A 15,441-nucleotide genomic window follows, 5' to 3' on the forward strand; every position below is an offset into this window, starting at 1 on the left:
AAGCAGCCGCGCCGGCCACGCCCGTTCCGCATCATCCTCACGAGGCCTTCATGACCCCCTCCAGCCTGAGCTACCGTGATGCCGGCGTCGACATCGACGCGGGCGATCAACTCGTCGAAAACATCAAGCCGTTCGCCAAGCGGACGATGCGGCCGGAAGTGCTCTCCGGCATCGGCGGTTTCGGCGGCCTGATCGAGATCTCGAAGAAGTTCAAGGAGCCGGTGCTGGTCTCGGGCACCGACGGGGTGGGTACCAAGCTCAAGCTCGCTTTCGAATTGAACCGCCACGACACGGTCGGCCAGGATCTGGTGGCAATGAGCGTCAACGATATCCTGGTCCAGGGGGCCGAGCCGCTGTTTTTCCTCGACTACTTCGCCTGCGGCAAGCTGGACGTGAATACCGCCACCGAGGTGATCCGTGGCATTGCACTGGGCTGTGAACTGGCCGGCTGCGCACTGATCGGTGGCGAGACTGCCGAGATGCCGGGCATGTACCCGGTGGGCGAATACGATCTGGCCGGCTTTGCCGTGGGGGTGGTCGAGAAATCGCAGGTCATCACCGGCCGCACCATCACGCCGGGCGACGCAGTGCTGGGCCTTGCGTCCAGCGGCGCGCACTCGAACGGCTACAGCCTGATCCGCAAGATCCTGCATCTCACCGAGGCCGACTATGCTGCTGGCTTCGATGCGGGCCGCTCGCTGGCCGACGTGGTGATGGCGCCGACCCGGATCTACGTGAAGCCGTTGCTGAAGCTGATGGCGCAACTGCCGGTCAAGGGCATGGCCCACATCACCGGCGGCGGCATCACCGAGAATGTGCCGCGTGTGCTGCCGGACAACGTGGTGGCACAGATCGATGCCGGCAGCTGGGCGTTCCCCAAGCTGTTCCAATGGCTGCAGAAGGAAGGCAACGTGGCCACCGCCGAGATGTACCGCACCTTCAACTGCGGTGTTGGCATGGTGGTGATCGTCGCGGCCGAGCAGGCCGAACAGGCCGCCGCGTTGCTGGCCGCCGAGGGCGAGACCGTCTACCGCCTGGGCGTGGTGCGCGAGCGCGTCGGCGATGAACATCAGACGCAGATTGCCTGAAGCGCCTGCGCTTCAGGCGGTGAGGTGTGAGGAGAGCGGCGTGCGGGGTAAAACCACCGCACCGGCTTGGCAAGACCAGCGGCGAAGCCTCAGCCACCCTTTTGCGCACCTCACTCCTCACCTCTTTCCCCTCACTTTCCCATGACCAACATCGTCATCCTGATCTCCGGCCGTGGCAGCAATATGCAAGCCATCGTCAATGCCGCGATTCCTGAAGTGCGCGTTGCCGCCGTGATCGCCAACCGTGCCGACGCGGCCGGGCTGGCCTGGGCGGCGGCACGCGGCATTCCCACCGCCGTGCTCGACCACAAGGCCTTCGCCGGCCGCGAAGCGTTCGACGCCGCGCTGGCCGGGCTGATCGACGGCTACATGCCCGATCTCGTGGTGCTGGCCGGATTCATGCGCATCCTCACCCCCGGCTTCGTCAACCGCTACGCCGGACGGCTGATCAACATCCACCCCTCGCTGCTGCCCGCGTTCACCGGGCTGCACACCCATGAGCGGGCGCTGGCCGAAGGCGTGAAGTTCGCCGGCTGCACGGTGCATTTCGTGACCGCCGAGCTCGATCACGGGCCGATCATCGCGCAGGCGGTGGTGCCGGTGGCGGACGACGATACGCCCGAGACCCTGGCGGCGCGGGTGCTGGTCGAGGAGCATCGGCTCTACCCCGAGGCGGTACGCCTGTTCGCGCAGCGGCGCCTTGTCATCGAAGCCGGCCGCGTCCGCGTGGCGGGCGCAGCCGAACAGGGAGCATGAGTCGCTGGCGGGCCCGACTGCGCGTACGCCGCTGGTTGCTGGTGGCGTTCGTGCTGTCGCTGCTGCTGCACCTGTTCGGCATCCTGGGCGATACGCTCTATCTGCTGGCCGACAGCAGCGCCGTCAAGGGTGAGGCAACACCGCTGCGCAAGCCCACGCAGCAGCTGGCCGACACCTCGTTCGACAACCTGCTGCTGCCCCCCGAACTGCAAGGCGTGACCCCGGCCGGGGAACTGAGCATCGCGTTGGGCATGCCGCCACCCCGATCGACGCGTCGCGCCCCCACTCCCTCGCCAACGTCGGCACCGCCCGCTGCCACGCCCGCACCATCGCCCGTACCGGTGCACGCCCCGACACCGACCCCGCACGCCATGCCGGTGGCCCCGACGCCGCTGCCCGCCGCCAACCTGTCGGCCTCGCAGCCGCCCATGACGACGGCAGCCTCCGCCCCCACGCCCGTCCCGGCCTCACCTGCCGCGGCCAGCCCCGCTCCGACACCGGCGGGCGCTCCAGCCCAGAGCCTGGGCAGATCGTTTCCACGCCACGCCCAGATCGTCTACCTGTATGGCCCCATTCCGGCAAAGCTGACCTGGCGGGTCGAGCGCGGACGCTACGAGGTCAAGTTGCAAGGCTCGCTGCTGGGCCGCAAACGCGAGCTGCACAGCGTGGGACTGGTCACCCGCGACGGGGTGCGCCCGGAACGCTACAGCGAATACCGTGATGACGCGTTGCGCAGCGAAACGGTCTTCGACTGGCAGGCCCTCAGCGCCACCATCAATGACAACGGCAATGTGAAGACGGCACCGCTCAAGCCAGGCGACCAGGACGTGTTCTCCGCCGCGTTCCAGCTTGCCCTGCAGGGCAACCGCCTCGACCGGCCGACCTTCTCGCTGTTCACCGGGCGCAAGCACTATCCGGACGTCCGGTTCTCGATCCGCGGGCAGAGCACGCTGCGCCTGGGCGAGCAGCAGGTGGAGGTGCTGCTGCTGCGTGGCACCTACGAGGACCGTGTCTTCGATTTCTGGCTCGCACCGCAATGGCACAACATGCCGGTGCGCATGCAGGCCACCCTGGGCAAGGACGGCGGCAGCTACGACATCTGGGCCAGCAGCATCGAGCTGGAAGGCAAGCCGGTACTGCGCCCCGGACCGATGCCGCATGAGCGCAACCCCCATCAATCACGATGAGCACCATGATCAACACCATCCAGTACCAAGCCATCCTTGATGCGCTCGAACAGATCCTGCCGTTCACCGCGCCGGCCGACGTGTGTCTGTCGCGCTTGTTCCGCGAGCAGAAGAGGCTGGGCGCGCGCGACCGCGCCGTCGTCGCCGAGACCGTGTTCGGGCTGTTGCGCCACCTGCCGCGGCTGGAATGGCTGGCCGGGCCGTACGCCGGCGCGCGGTTGTGGCTGCTGGCCTACCTGAGCGCGATCGAGAAGCGCAATCTCAAGGAACTTGCGGGCATCTTCAACGAAGAGCAGCTCGCGCTGGCCCGGCAATGGAAGGCCACCGACTGGAGCGTAGCCCCACTGCATGTGCGTGCCGGCCTGCCGGACTGGGTGGTGCAGGCGCTGCAGGGGCAGGGCCGCGACGAGGAAAGCATCCTGCGGCTGGGCAACGCCATGCTGGCGAGTGCGCCACTGGATCTGCGGGTGAACCTGCTCAAGGCCCGGCGCGATGCGGTGCTCGGCGCCTTGAACGACCCCGGTGCCGAGCTGAAGGCCGAGCCGACGCCCTATTCGCCGTGGGGGGTGCGCATGGCAGGCAAGCCCGCGCTCAATCGCCATCCCTTGTTCCTGGACGGCAGCATCGAAGTCCAGGACGAGGGCAGCCAGCTGTTGGCGCTGCTCACCGGCGCGCGGCGCGGCCAGATGGTGGCGGACTTCTGCGCCGGCGCCGGCGGCAAGACACTGGCCATCGGCGCAATGATGCAGAACACCGGCCGGCTCTACGCCTTCGATATTTCGGAGAAGCGCCTGGCCAACCTCAAGCCGCGCCTGGCCCGCTCCGGTCTGTCCAATGTCCAGCCGCAGTTGCTGGCAAGCGAGCACGATCAGAAGGTGAAGCGGCTTGCCGGCAAGATGGACGCGGTGCTGGTCGATGCACCGTGTTCGGGCCTCGGCACGCTGCGCCGCAACCCGGACCTGAAGTATCGGCAATCGGCACAGAGCGTGGCAGAGCTCAATGCCAAGCAGGCCAGCATCCTCGCCTCGGCGGCGCGGCTCGTCAAAAGCGGTGGACGGCTCGTCTACGCCACCTGCAGCATCCTGCAGAGCGAAAACCAGGCCATCGTCGAAGCGCTGCTCGCCACGCAGCCCGAATTCACACTGCTCGATGTGCGCACGCTGCTGGCAGAGGAAAGGGTCGCACTCGACCTGGACGGCCCGCTGCTGCAGCTCACCCCCGAGCAACACGGCACCGACGGCTTCTTCGCCGCGGTCCTGCAACGCAACTAGGGGCCAGGAGACTGCCCACCGGCGCGACGCGCCGAACCACAATGCGGCGTTGTGGGGCAGCCATTCAGCGCCGGCGTCGGCGTGCGCGACCAGAGCCAAACGCCGGGTGAGGCACCGCGGGCAGACGGCACCACGCAGCCGGGGAACGACAGCTGCACCCTCACCGGTCTGATGCCGGGCTACCAGCTCAGGCAACCGTGGCTGCCGCCAAACGTGAGCAACCTCTTTGACCGGCGCTATCTGACCCAAGGCAACGCCGCGACGCCTTTTGCGTGCTGGGCTACGGCCGCACGGTGCGCGGCTCGATCGGGTATTACTGGTAATCGCCGGCCGCACGCCGCGCCCGACAAAAAACCCGCTGTGACAGCGGGTTTTCTGCATGTGCTACTTGACGACCCGCAGCTGGGGCCGGCCGCCACCGGTGGGGCGCGGCGGCTCGTCGTCCGGGCCGTCGCCCGACTCCCCGTCGACCGTGGCAGGGGCATTGTCGGCCAGGTCCTCCGGCACCCCCTCGTATTCGAACCCCATGCCTTCGCCGTTCTCACGCGAAAAGATCGAGACCACGGCGCCGACCGGAATGACGATCTCACGCGATACACCGTTGAAGCGGGCCGAGAACGACACGTAGTCGTTGCCGAGCGTCAGGTTGCGGGTGGCGTTGTAGCTGATGTTGAGCACGATCTCGCCGTTCTTCACGTACTCCATCGGCACCTGCATCTTGCTGCGCACGGCGACGACCAGATACGGCGTGAAACCATGGTCGGAACACCATTCGTGGATGGCACGGATCAGGTAGGGCTTGGTCGAGACGGATGGCATTGCACGGTACTCCGTGGGGGTAGGTCCGGCGGGGGCCGCTCGCCAAGGCGAGGAAAGCCGGATCGAGGCCGGCACCGGGCCGCCGCGCTGCAGGCACGCGGGACGGGGGCGGGCAAGGCGCCCACCCACCCGGTTACTTGCGCATCGCCTTCTCGTTCGGCGTCAGCGAATCGATGAACGCCTGGCGGCTGAACAGGCGCTCGCCGTACTTCATCACCGATGCCAGTGCCTTGGTCACTTCGATGCCGTAGTGGTCAAAGCGCCACAAAAGCGGCGCAATGGCGACATCGAGCATCGAGAATTCCTCGCCCAGCATGTATTTCTGCTTGGCGAACAGCGGGGCGATCTGGGTCAGATTGTCGCGGATGGTGATACGGGCCGCTTCCAGCGTCTTCTTGGTGGCGGCGCTGTCTTCCAGCGTCTTGAGGTGGACGAACAGCTCGCGTTCGAAATTGAACAGCATCAGGCGCGCGCGGGCGCGTTGCACCGGATCGGCGGGCATCAGCTGCGGATGCGGGAAACGCTCGTCGATATATTCATTGATGATGTTCGATTCATACAGCTGCAGATCGCGTTCCACCAGTACCGGCACTTCGTTGTACGGGTTCATCACCGCCAAGTCTTCGGGCTTGCTGTGCACGTCGACATCGATGATTTCAAAGTCCATGCCTTTTTCGAACAGCACGATACGGCAACGGTGGCTGAACGGGCAGGACGTGCCGGAATACAATTTCATCATAAAGCGCGTTCTCCGAAATCGAAGGCGGGTATCTAGAGCCGGAGGATTCTACCAGCTCGCCCCCTGGCAAATCCACAAAATCGCTGCAAGCGTATGATTCTTAAATGAAATCCGGGGAATTTCGGCGCCCGGGCAACGCAGGACATTGCTGCGCGAAGCGTGCATGCGTTCGAAATGAACAATGCCAGTCAGCATGGCTGACTGGCATTGCGTTACCGCAGGCGCAGCGCAGACGATCAGTGCAAGTCGCGCCAGTATTCCTTCTTCAGGAAGTAACTGATCGGCACCAGTACGAACAACAGGAACAACAGCACCGCGTAGCCGATCTGCTCGCGGCTCACCCGCGCCGGTTCGCCCATGTAGACGAGATAGCTGACAAGGTCGGCCACGCGCGCGTCGTACTCGCTCTGGTCAGCCGTACCGTCGCCCTCCACCCGGGTCAGCAGCCCCGGCGTTGCGAGCCTGAGCGACTCGATATGCTGCTCGGCCTTGCCGTCGTGGTTCTTGACGGTCTTGTACACCGGCACCTGCTGCCCTTGCAGCTCCCACAGCACATGGGGCATGCCGACCTTGTCGAACACCAGGTTGTTCCACCCGGTGGGGCGCGACTCGTCGCGGTAGAAGGTACGCAGATAGGTGTACAGCCAGTCGGCGCCACGCGCCCGCGCAATCACCGACAGATCGGGGGGTGTTGCGCCGAACCAGACCTTGCCATCGGCAGCAGTCATCGCCACGCGCATCGGTTCGCCCACCTTTTCGGCGGTGAACATCAGATTGGCCTTGATCTGCTCTTCCGACAGCCCCAGATCGCGCAGCCGGTTGAAGCGCATCGATACGGCACCGTGACAGGAAAGGCAGTAGTTGACGAAGGTCTGCGCACCGCGCTGCAGCGCCTCCGGATCGCGCAGCTTGAGCGGCGCGCTATCCAGATGCACGCCGGCTTCGGATGCGCCGGCCATCAGGGGCGCCAGTGCAAGCGAGGCGGCGGCCAGCCATTTCTTGATATTGGATTTCATGGCACTCCCTTTCAGATCACCGCGGCAAACACCGCGGACAGCACGATGGTCAGCGTGAACAGGGCAAGGAAACGGACTTGTCGGTCGAGCGTGGACTCGGTCACGCGCTCCGGGACGGGTTTCACCGGATCCATGCGGCTGAACCAGGGCATGCCCAGGAAGAAGGCGAAGTAGATCAGCGACAGCAGTTGCGACACCACGGTGCGCACATCGGTAGGCGGCAGGGCGCCGAGAATCCCAAGGCCGATGAAGGCGATGATGAACAGCACCAACGCGGTCTTGAAGATCGGGCCACGATAGCGGATCGATCTGACCGGGCTGCGATCCAGCCACGGCAGGAAGGCGATCACCACCACCGCCGCACCCATCGCCAACACGCCCCACACCTGGGTTCCAAGGAACGAAGGCACCGCGCGCAGGATCGCGTAGAACGGCGTGAAATACCACACCGGCGCGATATGGGGCGGAGTCTTGAGCGGATCGGCCGGGATGAAGTTGTTGTCTTCGAGGAAGTAGCCGAACACGTTGGGGAAGAAGAACACCACCAGCGAGAACACCACCAGGAACACCGCGACACCGAGGATGTCCTTGACCGTGTAGTACGGGTGGAACGGGATGCCGTCGAGCGGGATGCCAGTCTTGGGGTCCTTGAGCTTCTTGATCTCGATGCCGTCCGGGTTGTTCGAACCGACCTCGTGCAGCGCCACGAGGTGGGCGACCACCAATGCCAGCAGCACCAGCGGCACGGCGATCACGTGCAGTGCGAAGAAGCGGTTGAGCGTGGCATCGGACACGACGAAGTCGCCGCGGATGAACACGGACAGGTCCGGACCGATCACCGGGATCGATGCGAACAGGTTCACGATCACCTGCGCACCCCAGAACGACATCTGGCCCCACGGCAGCAGATAGCCCAGGAACGCTTCGGCCATCAGGATCAGAAACACCAGCGTGCCGAACACCCACACCAGTTCGCGCGGCTTCTGGTACGAGCCGTAGATCAGCCCGCGGAACATGTGCAGATAGACGACCACGAAGAACATCGAGGCGCCGGTGGAGTGCATGTAGCGGATGATCCAGCCGCCCGCCACGTCACGCATGATGTACTCGACCGAGGCGAACGCGACCGAGACGTTGGTGCCCGGGATCAGCGAGCCGTCCGGCTTGTAGTTCATCGTCAGGAAGATGCCGGTGACGATCTGGATCACCAGCACCAGCAGCGCCAGCGAGCCGAAGAAGTACCAGAAGTTGAAATTCTTCGGCGCGTAGTATTCGGAAACGTGCGCCTTCCAGGTGGCGGTCAGCGGAAAGCGGTCATCGACCCAATCGAGGACCCGTTGTCCGGTATTTTGTAATTTGCTCATGGTTCAGCCTCTTACTGGTCTTCGCCGATCAGCAGCATGGAATCGCCATCACCGAAGAACTTGTGCGGCGGGACGACAAGGTTGGTCGGCGCGGGCACGCCGGAGAACACCCGGCCGGCCAGATCGAACTTCGAGCCATGACAGGGGCAATAGAAGCCGCCCAGCCAGTCCGCGCCCAGATCGGCCGGCGCAAGCTCGGGGCGGAAGGTCGGCGAACAGCCCAGGTGGGTGCATACGCCCTCGGCCACCCAGATATCCGGCTTGCGTGAACGCGTGGGGTTCTTGCAGTAGTCGGGCTGCTGGTTGGCTTCCGAATTCGGGTCTGCGAGCTTGCCGTCGTTCTTGGCCAGATTGGCCAGCATCTCGGGCGTACGCTTGACCACCCACACCGGCTTGCCGCGCCACTCCACGTCGATCTTCTGACCCGGCTCAAGTTTGCTCAGGTCCACTTCAGCCGGCGCGCCGGCGGCCTTGGCCCGTTCCGAAGGAAAGAAACTCGCGATGAAGGGGGTCACAACCCCCGCTAAGGCCACGGCGCCTGCGCCGCTGGCCGCTACGACCAAGAACCGCCGTTTGCTGTTGTCAACCTGCTGGTCACTCATATCCAGTCCCTGAAGATGGAAGTTCCGGCTAAAACTGGCGAATTCTAACCGAGCCCGCGTACAACTGAAAACAGCATATGCGTCTGCCCGACCACAACCAGTCCGCCCGCCGCCCTGACGCCGATCAATCGCATGCTGTAAAAACGCGAGAAACTTACGCAACGGCTGAACACGCTGCGCAGTAGATTACGCCGGACGGTAGGGATATGCCGCCCGCTGGAAACGCCATAGCACAGCTGGCGGGCAGGGCATGCCGGATTGATGGAACAGGACGCCAGTCAGCGCCAAGCGGTAGCTTCCTGGCTGTAGCGTGCAAGTTCGGTATTTAGGCGATCGGCAACGGCACTGGTGATGTCGGCGACCTTTTCGCGGGAAGTCCCCGGATAGCTCACCTGGTAGACCCGGGCAGACAGCTTGAAGCCTTTCTTGACCGGGGCAAGCATGTAACGGATGCGTGCCTGGGTGGGACGCTTGGCCTTGACCACACCTGCAGCGAATTCGATGCGGTTCTTGTTGCGCGCCACCACCGTCATGCCGCGCGAGGTACGGTAGCTTTCGATATCGTCGAAAATGGCCTGCGCGGTGCGCCCTTCGATCACCACCGACGGGGCCTGCCTCATCCGCTTGAGCTCGATTTCCGGCAACGGCAGATCCGGCGCCGCGGCGGACGGTGGCGGAGTCGGTTCGGGCATGGTCGGTGTGGGTGTCGGCGTCGGAGCACCACCGAATGGGGGAAACTGCAATGTGCCGCAGGCGCTCAGCGCAGCGCAGACCAGCAGCAACAGCGCGATTCGACAAGCGCTCGTCATATGGGGTTGTCCAGTTCCAGATGAACAAGGTCGAGCGCGAAGCGCTCGGCCAGATGATCGCCCAAGGCGCGGACCCCGTAGCGTTCGGTCGCGTGATGGCCCGCAGCGATGAAGGCGACGCCGGATTCCCTGGCCACATGGGTCACGAACTCGGACGCTTCGCCGGTCACATAGCAATCGACATCGAGCGACGCCACCTCGTGGAAATAGCCTTGGGCACCTCCCGTGCACCAGGCGACGCGGCGCAACGGCCGTTCGCGCTCACCCAGCACCAGGGGCCGACGACCCAGCACCGCTTCGATACGCTCGGCAAAGAGACCCAGTGTGACAGGCTGCAGCGGTTCGCCCAACCACACCAGATCCTGCTCACCGTGGCGCCCGGTGGCAACCAGGCCCAGCAGGCTGGCCAGTTGCGCATTGTTGCCCAGTGTCGGATGCGCATCGAGCGGCAGATGGTACGCAAAAAGATTCACCTGCGCCGCCAGCAGGCTGGCGATCCGCTCCTTCTTGAGGCCACGGATGGGCGCCTGCTCGCCTTTCCAGAAATACCCATGGTGCACCAGCAGCGCGTCGGCCCCGGCGGCGACCGCGGCCTCGACCGCGGCAAGGCTGGCCGTGACGGCAGTGGCGATCTTGCCGACCCGCTCCCGCCCTTCCACCTGCAGTCCGTTTGGGCAGTAATCCCTGAAACGACCAGCCTCCAGAAGTTGTTCGATATAATCCGACAGTTGCTCTCTGGCCACGGCCATTGCTTTCGACCATATGAAAAAACTCTGGTTGATTTTCGCACAAACCACCACGATCGGGCTTGCCGTCTGGTTCTTGGCTTCCCTGCTCCATCCGGAGTGGTTACCCAGGCCACAGCCGGCGCAGGAGGTGGTGACCGTGCGCGAGGCCAGCTCGCCGTCCGGCAAGAGCGGGTCCGGCGTGGTGTCCTACCGCGATGCGGCGCGTCACGCCATGCCGGCGGTGGTCAACATCTACACCGCCAAGGCGGTGAGCCCGCAGCACCCCCTGTTGAACGACCCGATGTTCCGCCGCTTCTTCGGCGACCGCTTCGAGGGTGACGAGGCACAGCGCACATCCAGCCTGGGGTCGGGCGTGATCGTCTCGGCCGACGGCTATATCGTCACCAACAACCATGTGGTCGAATCGGCCGAGGAAATCCAGGTGGCGCTGGCCGACGGGCGTACCGCCGAAGCCAAGCTGATCGGCACCGATCCGGAGACAGACCTCGCGGTGATCCGCGTCGAGCTGTCCAACCTGCCGACGATCGCGTTCGCAGACGACAGCAAGATCGAGATCGGCGATGTGGTACTGGCGATCGGCAACCCTTTCGGGGTCGGCCAGACCGTCACCATGGGCATCGTTTCGGCGACCAAGCGCACCCAACTGGGCATCAACACCTTTGAGAACTTCATCCAGACCGATGCCGCGATCAACCCGGGCAACTCGGGTGGCGCGCTGATCGATACACGGGGTGATCTGCTGGGCATCAACACCGCGATCTACTCGCGCACCGGCGGCTCGCTCGGCATCGGCTTTGCAATCCCGGCCAGCTCGGTCAAGGAAGTCATGGAAGCCATCATCAAGGATGGCAGCGTGGTACGCGGCTGGCTGGGCGTGGAACCGCAGGACGTCACCGACGAACTGGCCGGCTCGTTCAAGCTCAAGAATGCGCGCGGCGCGCTGGTGGCCGGCGTGGTGCGCGGCAGCCCGGCCGATCAGGCAGGGCTGCGACCGGGCGACATCGTGCTCGCGATCGACAAGGACGAGGTCCGCGACACCTCGTCGATGCTCAACCTGATCGCCGCACTCAGGCCGGACCAGAAAGTGGTGCTGAGGCTGTTCCGTGAAGGGCGCGAAATCCTGCTGCCGGTCCGGATCGGCAAGCGTCCGTCATTCCGCCAACCCTCGTGATCCACGTGCCTGGGGGTCGCTGCGGATGGCGGGCCCGCCGTGCGGCGCGCGGCCGCTGGGCGCCGACGGAGCGGGGCTGCAGCGTCTGTCCACACGGCGCCTTGACAGGCTTGGCAACGACCCGGGCGGCCCCGGCAACGACAACCGCGCCGGCCACCCGGGCCACGGAGCGGCGTCTCAAGGCCCCTGCAGCAACAGCCGCTCGGCCGCGGCAAGGTTTTCCGGCTCACCGAGCAGGACCAGGATGTCCCCGGCCAGCAGGGTGAAATCCGTGCTGGGCTGAGTCGGCCGCATGTTCTTGCGGCGCAGGCTCCGCACTTCCACGTTGAGGGCAGCAAAGCCAAGCTCACCCACCGGCCGGCCTACCGCAGCGGCGCCCGGCACCAACAGCACGCTGTGCAGGCGGGGCTGCGTCCGTTCGCCTTCCTCCACGTCCTCGATGATGCCGCGGAAGAAGCCGCGGAACATCTGATAGCGCGCTTCGCGCACATTGCGGATGCGTTTGAGCACCCGGTTCAATGGCACGCCCAGCATCATCAGCGTGTGCGAGGCCAGCATCAGGCTGCCTTCGAGCACCTCGGCCACCACCTCGGCCGCGCCGGATGCCTTCAGACGGTCGATGTCGCTGTCGTCGAAGGTACGCACGATCACCGGCAACTCGGGGCGCAACTGGTGGACCAGTTCGAGGATCTTCAGCGCCGAATGGGTGTCGGCATAGGTCACCACCAGCGCGCGGGCACGCATCAGACCGGCAGCCATCAGCACTTCCCGCTTGGCGGCATCGCCGAACATCACCGACTCGCCGGCCGCGCCCGCCTCCCGCACTTTTTCCGGGTCCAGATCGAGCGCGAAGAACGGGATGTTCTCCTCGTTGAGGATACGCGCCAGACTCTGCCCACTGCGCCCGTAGCCGCACAGCACCACATGACCTTGCGTTTCCATGGTGCGCACGGCGATCTGGTGCAGATTCGCTGCCAGGTTCATCCATTCCGACGCCGCCAGCCGCAACACCAGCTTGTCCGAGTGCTGCAGCAGGAACGGGGTGGCAAGCATCGAGAGCACCACGCTGGCGACCATCACCTGATGCAGCGCCGAAGGCATCAGGCCCGCGCCGGCCGCCAGGGTCAGCAGCACGAAGGCGAATTCCCCGCCCTGCCCCAGCGCGAACCCGGTACGCAGGCTGTTGCCCGGGGAATTGCCGAACGCGCGCGCCAGCCCGGAGATGATCAGGATCTTGCCCGGCAGCAGGAACAGCAACACCAGCAGCACCAGCCACCAGTACGCCGCCAGCGTGGCGAAATTGAGGTTCATGCCGACCGTGACGAAGAACAACCCGAGCAGCAGATCGCGGAACGGGCGGATATCATCCTCCACCTGGTAGCGGTACTCGGTTTCGGCGATCAGCATGCCGGCGAGGAAAGCCCCCAGTGCCAGCGACAGACCGGCGAGGTCGGTCAGCCAGGCGATGCCCAGCGTCACCAGCAGCAGGTTCAGCATGAACAATTCGCTCGAATGCTGCTTGGCCACCAGGTTGAACCAGGGGCGCATCATGCGCGGTCCCAGATTGAGCAAAAGGACCAGCACGCAGATGATCTTCACCGCGGCCAGGCCCAGTGCCCACGCCATTTCCTCGCCCGAGCGGCCGAGCACCGGCAGCATGATCAGGAACGGCACCACCGCCAGGTCCTGGAACAGCAGGATACCGATGGCGTTCTGCCCATGCGCGGCGTTGAGTTCGTTGCGCTCGGAGAGCAGTTTGGACACCATCGCCGTCGACGACATCGCCAGCGCGCCACCCAGCGCAAGGCCGACCTTCCAATCGTGACCGGTCAGCAAGGCAGCGGCGCAGACCAGCAGCGCGGTCACGGCCACTTGGCTCGCGCCCAACCCGAACACCACACGCCGCATTGCATTGAGCTTGGCCAGGTTGAATTCCAGCCCCAGCGTGAACATCAGGAACACCACACCGAACTCGGCAAGGTGGGTCGCCTCGTCCGACGAGGCGATCAGACCGAGTGCGTGCGGCCCGATCAGCATGCCGACCAGCAGATAACCCAACATGGCAGGCAGCTTGACGCTGCGGCACAGCACCACGGTGATGACCGCTGCGGCCAGCAACAGAAGCAGGGAGGAAAGGTGGACAGGCATCGAAGCTCACCGTGGAGAGGCGAGCCGATTATATAGGCAAGGCCGGCAGTCGGAATGGCGCCCCGCAGCGGCCTGCCCACGCCCATTGGCCGGGCCGCGCCGGGCATCGCATCAGCCGGCGGTATTTGTGCCCGCGGGAGCGATTCTTGCTGGCCGGCGCTCGCCGGGCTCTCTTATACTTGCCGCCTATGGCCCACCCCCTCCCCACCTCGAAGGCACTCGCGCGCGCGCGCGCGGTGCTCGCGATCGAAGCCGGCGCGCTGGAGCGACTTGCCGGCCTGCTCGATTCCCGCTTCGAGCAGGCATGCGCCCTGATCCTGGCCGCCCGCGGCCGCGTCGCTGTGACCGGCATGGGCAAATCCGGCCATATCGCACGCAAGATCGCCGCCACCTTCGCCTCCACCGGCACGCCGGCGCTGTTCGTGCATCCGGCCGAAGCCGCCCATGGCGATCTGGGCATGATCACCGCCGACGACGTGGTGCTGGCAATTTCCTACTCCGGGGAAAGCGACGAGCTGGTGGCGTTGCTGCCCAGCCTCAAGCGCCTCACCGTGCCGCTGATCGCCATCACCGGCAACGGTGCGGCCACACTGGCGCGCGAGGCGCAGGTCTGGCTTGATGGCAGCGTGGCGCAGGAAGCCTGCCCCCTCAATCTTGCGCCGACCGCGAGCACCACCGCGGCGCTGGCGCTGGGGGATGCGCTGGCGGTGGCGCTGCTGGACGCGCGCGGCTTCAAGGCCGAGGATTTCGCGCTGTCACATCCGGGCGGCAGCCTGGGCCGCCGTCTGCTGGTGCGGGTGCGCGATCTGATGCATACCGGCGACGCACTGCCCGCGGTGGCGGCCGAGGTGTCGCTGCGCGACGCGTTGCTGGAAATCAGCAGGAAGGGGTTGGGCATGACCGCCGTGGTCGATGCACAGGACCGGCTGGTGGGGGTGTTCACCGATGGCGATCTGCGCCGCGCCCTCGATCGCGGCATCGACGTGCACGGCACCAAGGTGGGCGAGGTGATGACGCTTGCGCCGGCGACCATCGAGGCCGAGCAATTGGCCGCGGAAGCGGTGGCGCTGATGGAAAGACGCCGCTGCAACGGGCTGCTGGTCACCGATGCAGGCCAGCTGTGCGGTGCACTCAACATGCACGATCTGCTGCGCGCCCGCGTGGTGTAGAAGAATGACGACAGGATGCAACCCATGATCGAACAAGCCCGTGCCGTGCGCCTGATGATTTTCGACGTCGACGGTGTCATGACCGACGGCGGCCTGCTTTACAGCGACAGCGGCGAGGAACTCAAGTCCTTCAACTCGTTGGACGGACACGGCCTGAAAATGCTGCAGAGCACCGGGGTCAAGCTCGCCATCATCACCGGCCGCACCTCGCGTCTGGTGGAGCACCGTGCCCGCAATCTGGGCATCCAGTATCTGTACCAGGGGGCCCACGACAAACTGAGCGCGTTCGAAGCCTTGCTGGCCGAGACCAGCGTGAGCGCCACCGAATGCGGCTATATGGGCGACGACGTGGTCGATCTGCCGGTGATGCGCCGGGTCGCCTTCAGCGCCGGCGTGCCGCATGCGCCCGAACTGGTGTTGCGGCATGCGCACTTCGTGCCGCAGCGTGCCGCAGGCCACGGGGCGGTGCGTGAAGTCTGCGAGGCCATCATGCAGGCGCAAGGCACGCTGGAAGGCGTGCTCGCGCATTACCTGCGTTAAGGCGGCCGCAGCG

15 protein-coding genes are annotated in these 15,441 nt (G+C 65.4%); 7 read left to right on the plus strand and 8 right to left on the minus strand.

Annotation, left to right across the window (positions count from 1 at the left end; translation table 11 throughout):
• Nucleotides 1-50: 50 nt before the first annotated feature.
• The 4 genes from purM (at nucleotide 51) to N8I74_RS18410 (ending at nucleotide 4,302) form a co-directional block, all read left to right on the plus strand.
• Entirely contained in the window at nucleotides 51-1,088 is a 1,038-nt protein-coding gene (gene purM, locus N8I74_RS18395; protein WP_263124663.1) for a phosphoribosylformylglycinamidine cyclo-ligase, read from the plus strand.
• A 141-nt stretch (nucleotides 1,089-1,229) separates the two neighbouring features.
• Nucleotides 1,230-1,844 carry a phosphoribosylglycinamide formyltransferase gene (gene purN / locus N8I74_RS18400; RefSeq protein ID WP_263124664.1) on the plus strand — a complete coding sequence of 205 codons (615 nt, stop codon included), beginning with the start codon at nucleotides 1,230-1,232 and terminating at the stop codon, nucleotides 1,842-1,844.
• Nucleotides 1,841-3,031, plus strand: coding sequence for a DUF3108 domain-containing protein (locus N8I74_RS18405; RefSeq protein ID WP_263124665.1), 1,191 nt, complete (start codon nucleotides 1,841-1,843; stop codon nucleotides 3,029-3,031). Before purN ends, N8I74_RS18405 begins: the two co-directional genes overlap by 4 nt.
• Nucleotides 3,032-3,036: 5 nt before the next feature.
• Complete coding sequence (locus N8I74_RS18410; protein ID WP_263124666.1) at nucleotides 3,037-4,302, plus strand: RsmB/NOP family class I SAM-dependent RNA methyltransferase; 1,266 nt, start codon at nucleotides 3,037-3,039, stop codon at nucleotides 4,300-4,302.
• Between the two features lie 384 nt (nucleotides 4,303-4,686).
• Here the strand turns inward: N8I74_RS18410 and N8I74_RS18415 are convergent, their stop codons facing one another.
• The 7 genes from N8I74_RS18415 to N8I74_RS18445 all read right to left on the minus strand — a co-directional run bounded on the left by N8I74_RS18415 (nucleotide 4,687) and on the right by N8I74_RS18445 (nucleotide 10,400).
• Nucleotides 4,687-5,121 (minus strand): ClpXP protease specificity-enhancing factor, encoded by a 435-nt coding sequence (locus tag N8I74_RS18415; RefSeq protein ID WP_263124667.1) that lies wholly within the window; start codon nucleotides 5,119-5,121, stop codon nucleotides 4,687-4,689.
• A gap of 133 nt (nucleotides 5,122-5,254) precedes the next feature.
• Entirely contained in the window at nucleotides 5,255-5,860 is a 606-nt protein-coding gene (locus N8I74_RS18420) for a glutathione S-transferase N-terminal domain-containing protein (protein WP_263124668.1), read from the minus strand.
• A 236-nt stretch (nucleotides 5,861-6,096) separates the two neighbouring features.
• Nucleotides 6,097-6,876, minus strand: coding sequence for a cytochrome c1 (locus N8I74_RS18425; RefSeq protein WP_263124669.1), 780 nt, complete (start codon nucleotides 6,874-6,876; stop codon nucleotides 6,097-6,099).
• A gap of 11 nt (nucleotides 6,877-6,887) precedes the next feature.
• Nucleotides 6,888-8,240, minus strand: coding sequence for a cytochrome b (locus N8I74_RS18430; protein WP_263124670.1), 1,353 nt, complete (start codon nucleotides 8,238-8,240; stop codon nucleotides 6,888-6,890).
• An 11-nt stretch (nucleotides 8,241-8,251) separates the two neighbouring features.
• Nucleotides 8,252-8,842, minus strand: a complete 591-nt coding sequence (petA, locus tag N8I74_RS18435) for a ubiquinol-cytochrome c reductase iron-sulfur subunit (protein ID WP_263124671.1) — start codon at nucleotides 8,840-8,842, stop codon at nucleotides 8,252-8,254.
• Between the two features lie 278 nt (nucleotides 8,843-9,120).
• Nucleotides 9,121-9,651, minus strand: coding sequence for a hypothetical protein (locus N8I74_RS18440; RefSeq protein WP_263124672.1), 531 nt, complete (start codon nucleotides 9,649-9,651; stop codon nucleotides 9,121-9,123).
• Complete coding sequence (locus tag N8I74_RS18445; protein ID WP_263124673.1) at nucleotides 9,648-10,400, minus strand: Nif3-like dinuclear metal center hexameric protein; 753 nt, start codon at nucleotides 10,398-10,400, stop codon at nucleotides 9,648-9,650. The genes N8I74_RS18440 and N8I74_RS18445 overlap by 4 nt, the downstream gene beginning before the upstream one ends.
• Before the next feature lie 73 nt (nucleotides 10,401-10,473).
• Here N8I74_RS18445 and N8I74_RS18450 point away from each other — a divergent pair, with 73 nt between their 5' ends.
• Nucleotides 10,474-11,571, plus strand: coding sequence for a Do family serine endopeptidase (locus N8I74_RS18450; RefSeq protein ID WP_263124674.1), 1,098 nt, complete (start codon nucleotides 10,474-10,476; stop codon nucleotides 11,569-11,571).
• A gap of 177 nt (nucleotides 11,572-11,748) precedes the next feature.
• On the opposite strand, the gene N8I74_RS18455 is transcribed toward N8I74_RS18450, so the two are convergent.
• A complete protein-coding gene (locus N8I74_RS18455; protein ID WP_263124675.1) occupies nucleotides 11,749-13,719 on the minus strand; it encodes a monovalent cation:proton antiporter family protein in 1,971 nt (656 codons plus the stop codon).
• A gap of 188 nt (nucleotides 13,720-13,907) precedes the next feature.
• Between N8I74_RS18455 and N8I74_RS18460 the strand changes: the two genes are divergently transcribed.
• Together N8I74_RS18460 and N8I74_RS18465 are read left to right on the plus strand one after the other, a co-directional pair.
• Nucleotides 13,908-14,888, plus strand: a complete 981-nt coding sequence (locus N8I74_RS18460) for a KpsF/GutQ family sugar-phosphate isomerase (RefSeq protein WP_263124676.1) — start codon at nucleotides 13,908-13,910, stop codon at nucleotides 14,886-14,888.
• A 15-nt stretch (nucleotides 14,889-14,903) separates the two neighbouring features.
• Complete coding sequence (locus N8I74_RS18465) at nucleotides 14,904-15,428, plus strand: KdsC family phosphatase (RefSeq protein WP_263124677.1); 525 nt, start codon at nucleotides 14,904-14,906, stop codon at nucleotides 15,426-15,428.
• Nucleotides 15,429-15,441: the final 13 nt, after the last annotated feature.

Origin of the sequence: Chitiniphilus purpureus (genome assembly GCF_025642115.1) — a bacterium.
GTDB lineage: Bacteria > Pseudomonadota > Gammaproteobacteria > Burkholderiales > Chitinibacteraceae > Chitiniphilus > Chitiniphilus purpureus.

Bases quoted from the DNA above. Each gene is read 5' to 3' on its own strand.
- purM (WP_263124663.1), top strand. From the start codon at position 51: ATGACCCCCTCCAGCCTGAGCTACCGTGATGCCGGCGTCGACATCGAC.
- purN (WP_263124664.1), top strand. From the start codon at position 1,230: ATGACCAACATCGTCATCCTGATCTCCGGCCGTGGCAGCAATATGCAA.
- N8I74_RS18405 (WP_263124665.1), top strand. From the start codon at position 1,841: ATGAGTCGCTGGCGGGCCCGACTGCGCGTACGCCGCTGGTTGCTGGTG.
- N8I74_RS18410 (WP_263124666.1), top strand. From the start codon at position 3,037: ATGATCAACACCATCCAGTACCAAGCCATCCTTGATGCGCTCGAACAG.
- N8I74_RS18415 (WP_263124667.1), bottom strand. From the start codon at position 5,121: ATGCCATCCGTCTCGACCAAGCCCTACCTGATCCGTGCCATCCACGAA.
- N8I74_RS18420 (WP_263124668.1), bottom strand. From the start codon at position 5,860: ATGATGAAATTGTATTCCGGCACGTCCTGCCCGTTCAGCCACCGTTGC.
- N8I74_RS18425 (WP_263124669.1), bottom strand. From the start codon at position 6,876: ATGAAATCCAATATCAAGAAATGGCTGGCCGCCGCCTCGCTTGCACTG.
- N8I74_RS18430 (WP_263124670.1), bottom strand. From the start codon at position 8,240: ATGAGCAAATTACAAAATACCGGACAACGGGTCCTCGATTGGGTCGAT.
- petA (WP_263124671.1), bottom strand. From the start codon at position 8,842: ATGAGTGACCAGCAGGTTGACAACAGCAAACGGCGGTTCTTGGTCGTA.
- N8I74_RS18440 (WP_263124672.1), bottom strand. From the start codon at position 9,651: ATGACGAGCGCTTGTCGAATCGCGCTGTTGCTGCTGGTCTGCGCTGCG.
- N8I74_RS18445 (WP_263124673.1), bottom strand. From the start codon at position 10,400: ATGGCCGTGGCCAGAGAGCAACTGTCGGATTATATCGAACAACTTCTG.
- N8I74_RS18455 (WP_263124675.1), bottom strand. From the start codon at position 13,719: ATGCCTGTCCACCTTTCCTCCCTGCTTCTGTTGCTGGCCGCAGCGGTC.
- N8I74_RS18460 (WP_263124676.1), top strand. From the start codon at position 13,908: ATGGCCCACCCCCTCCCCACCTCGAAGGCACTCGCGCGCGCGCGCGCG.
- N8I74_RS18465 (WP_263124677.1), top strand. From the start codon at position 14,904: ATGCAACCCATGATCGAACAAGCCCGTGCCGTGCGCCTGATGATTTTC.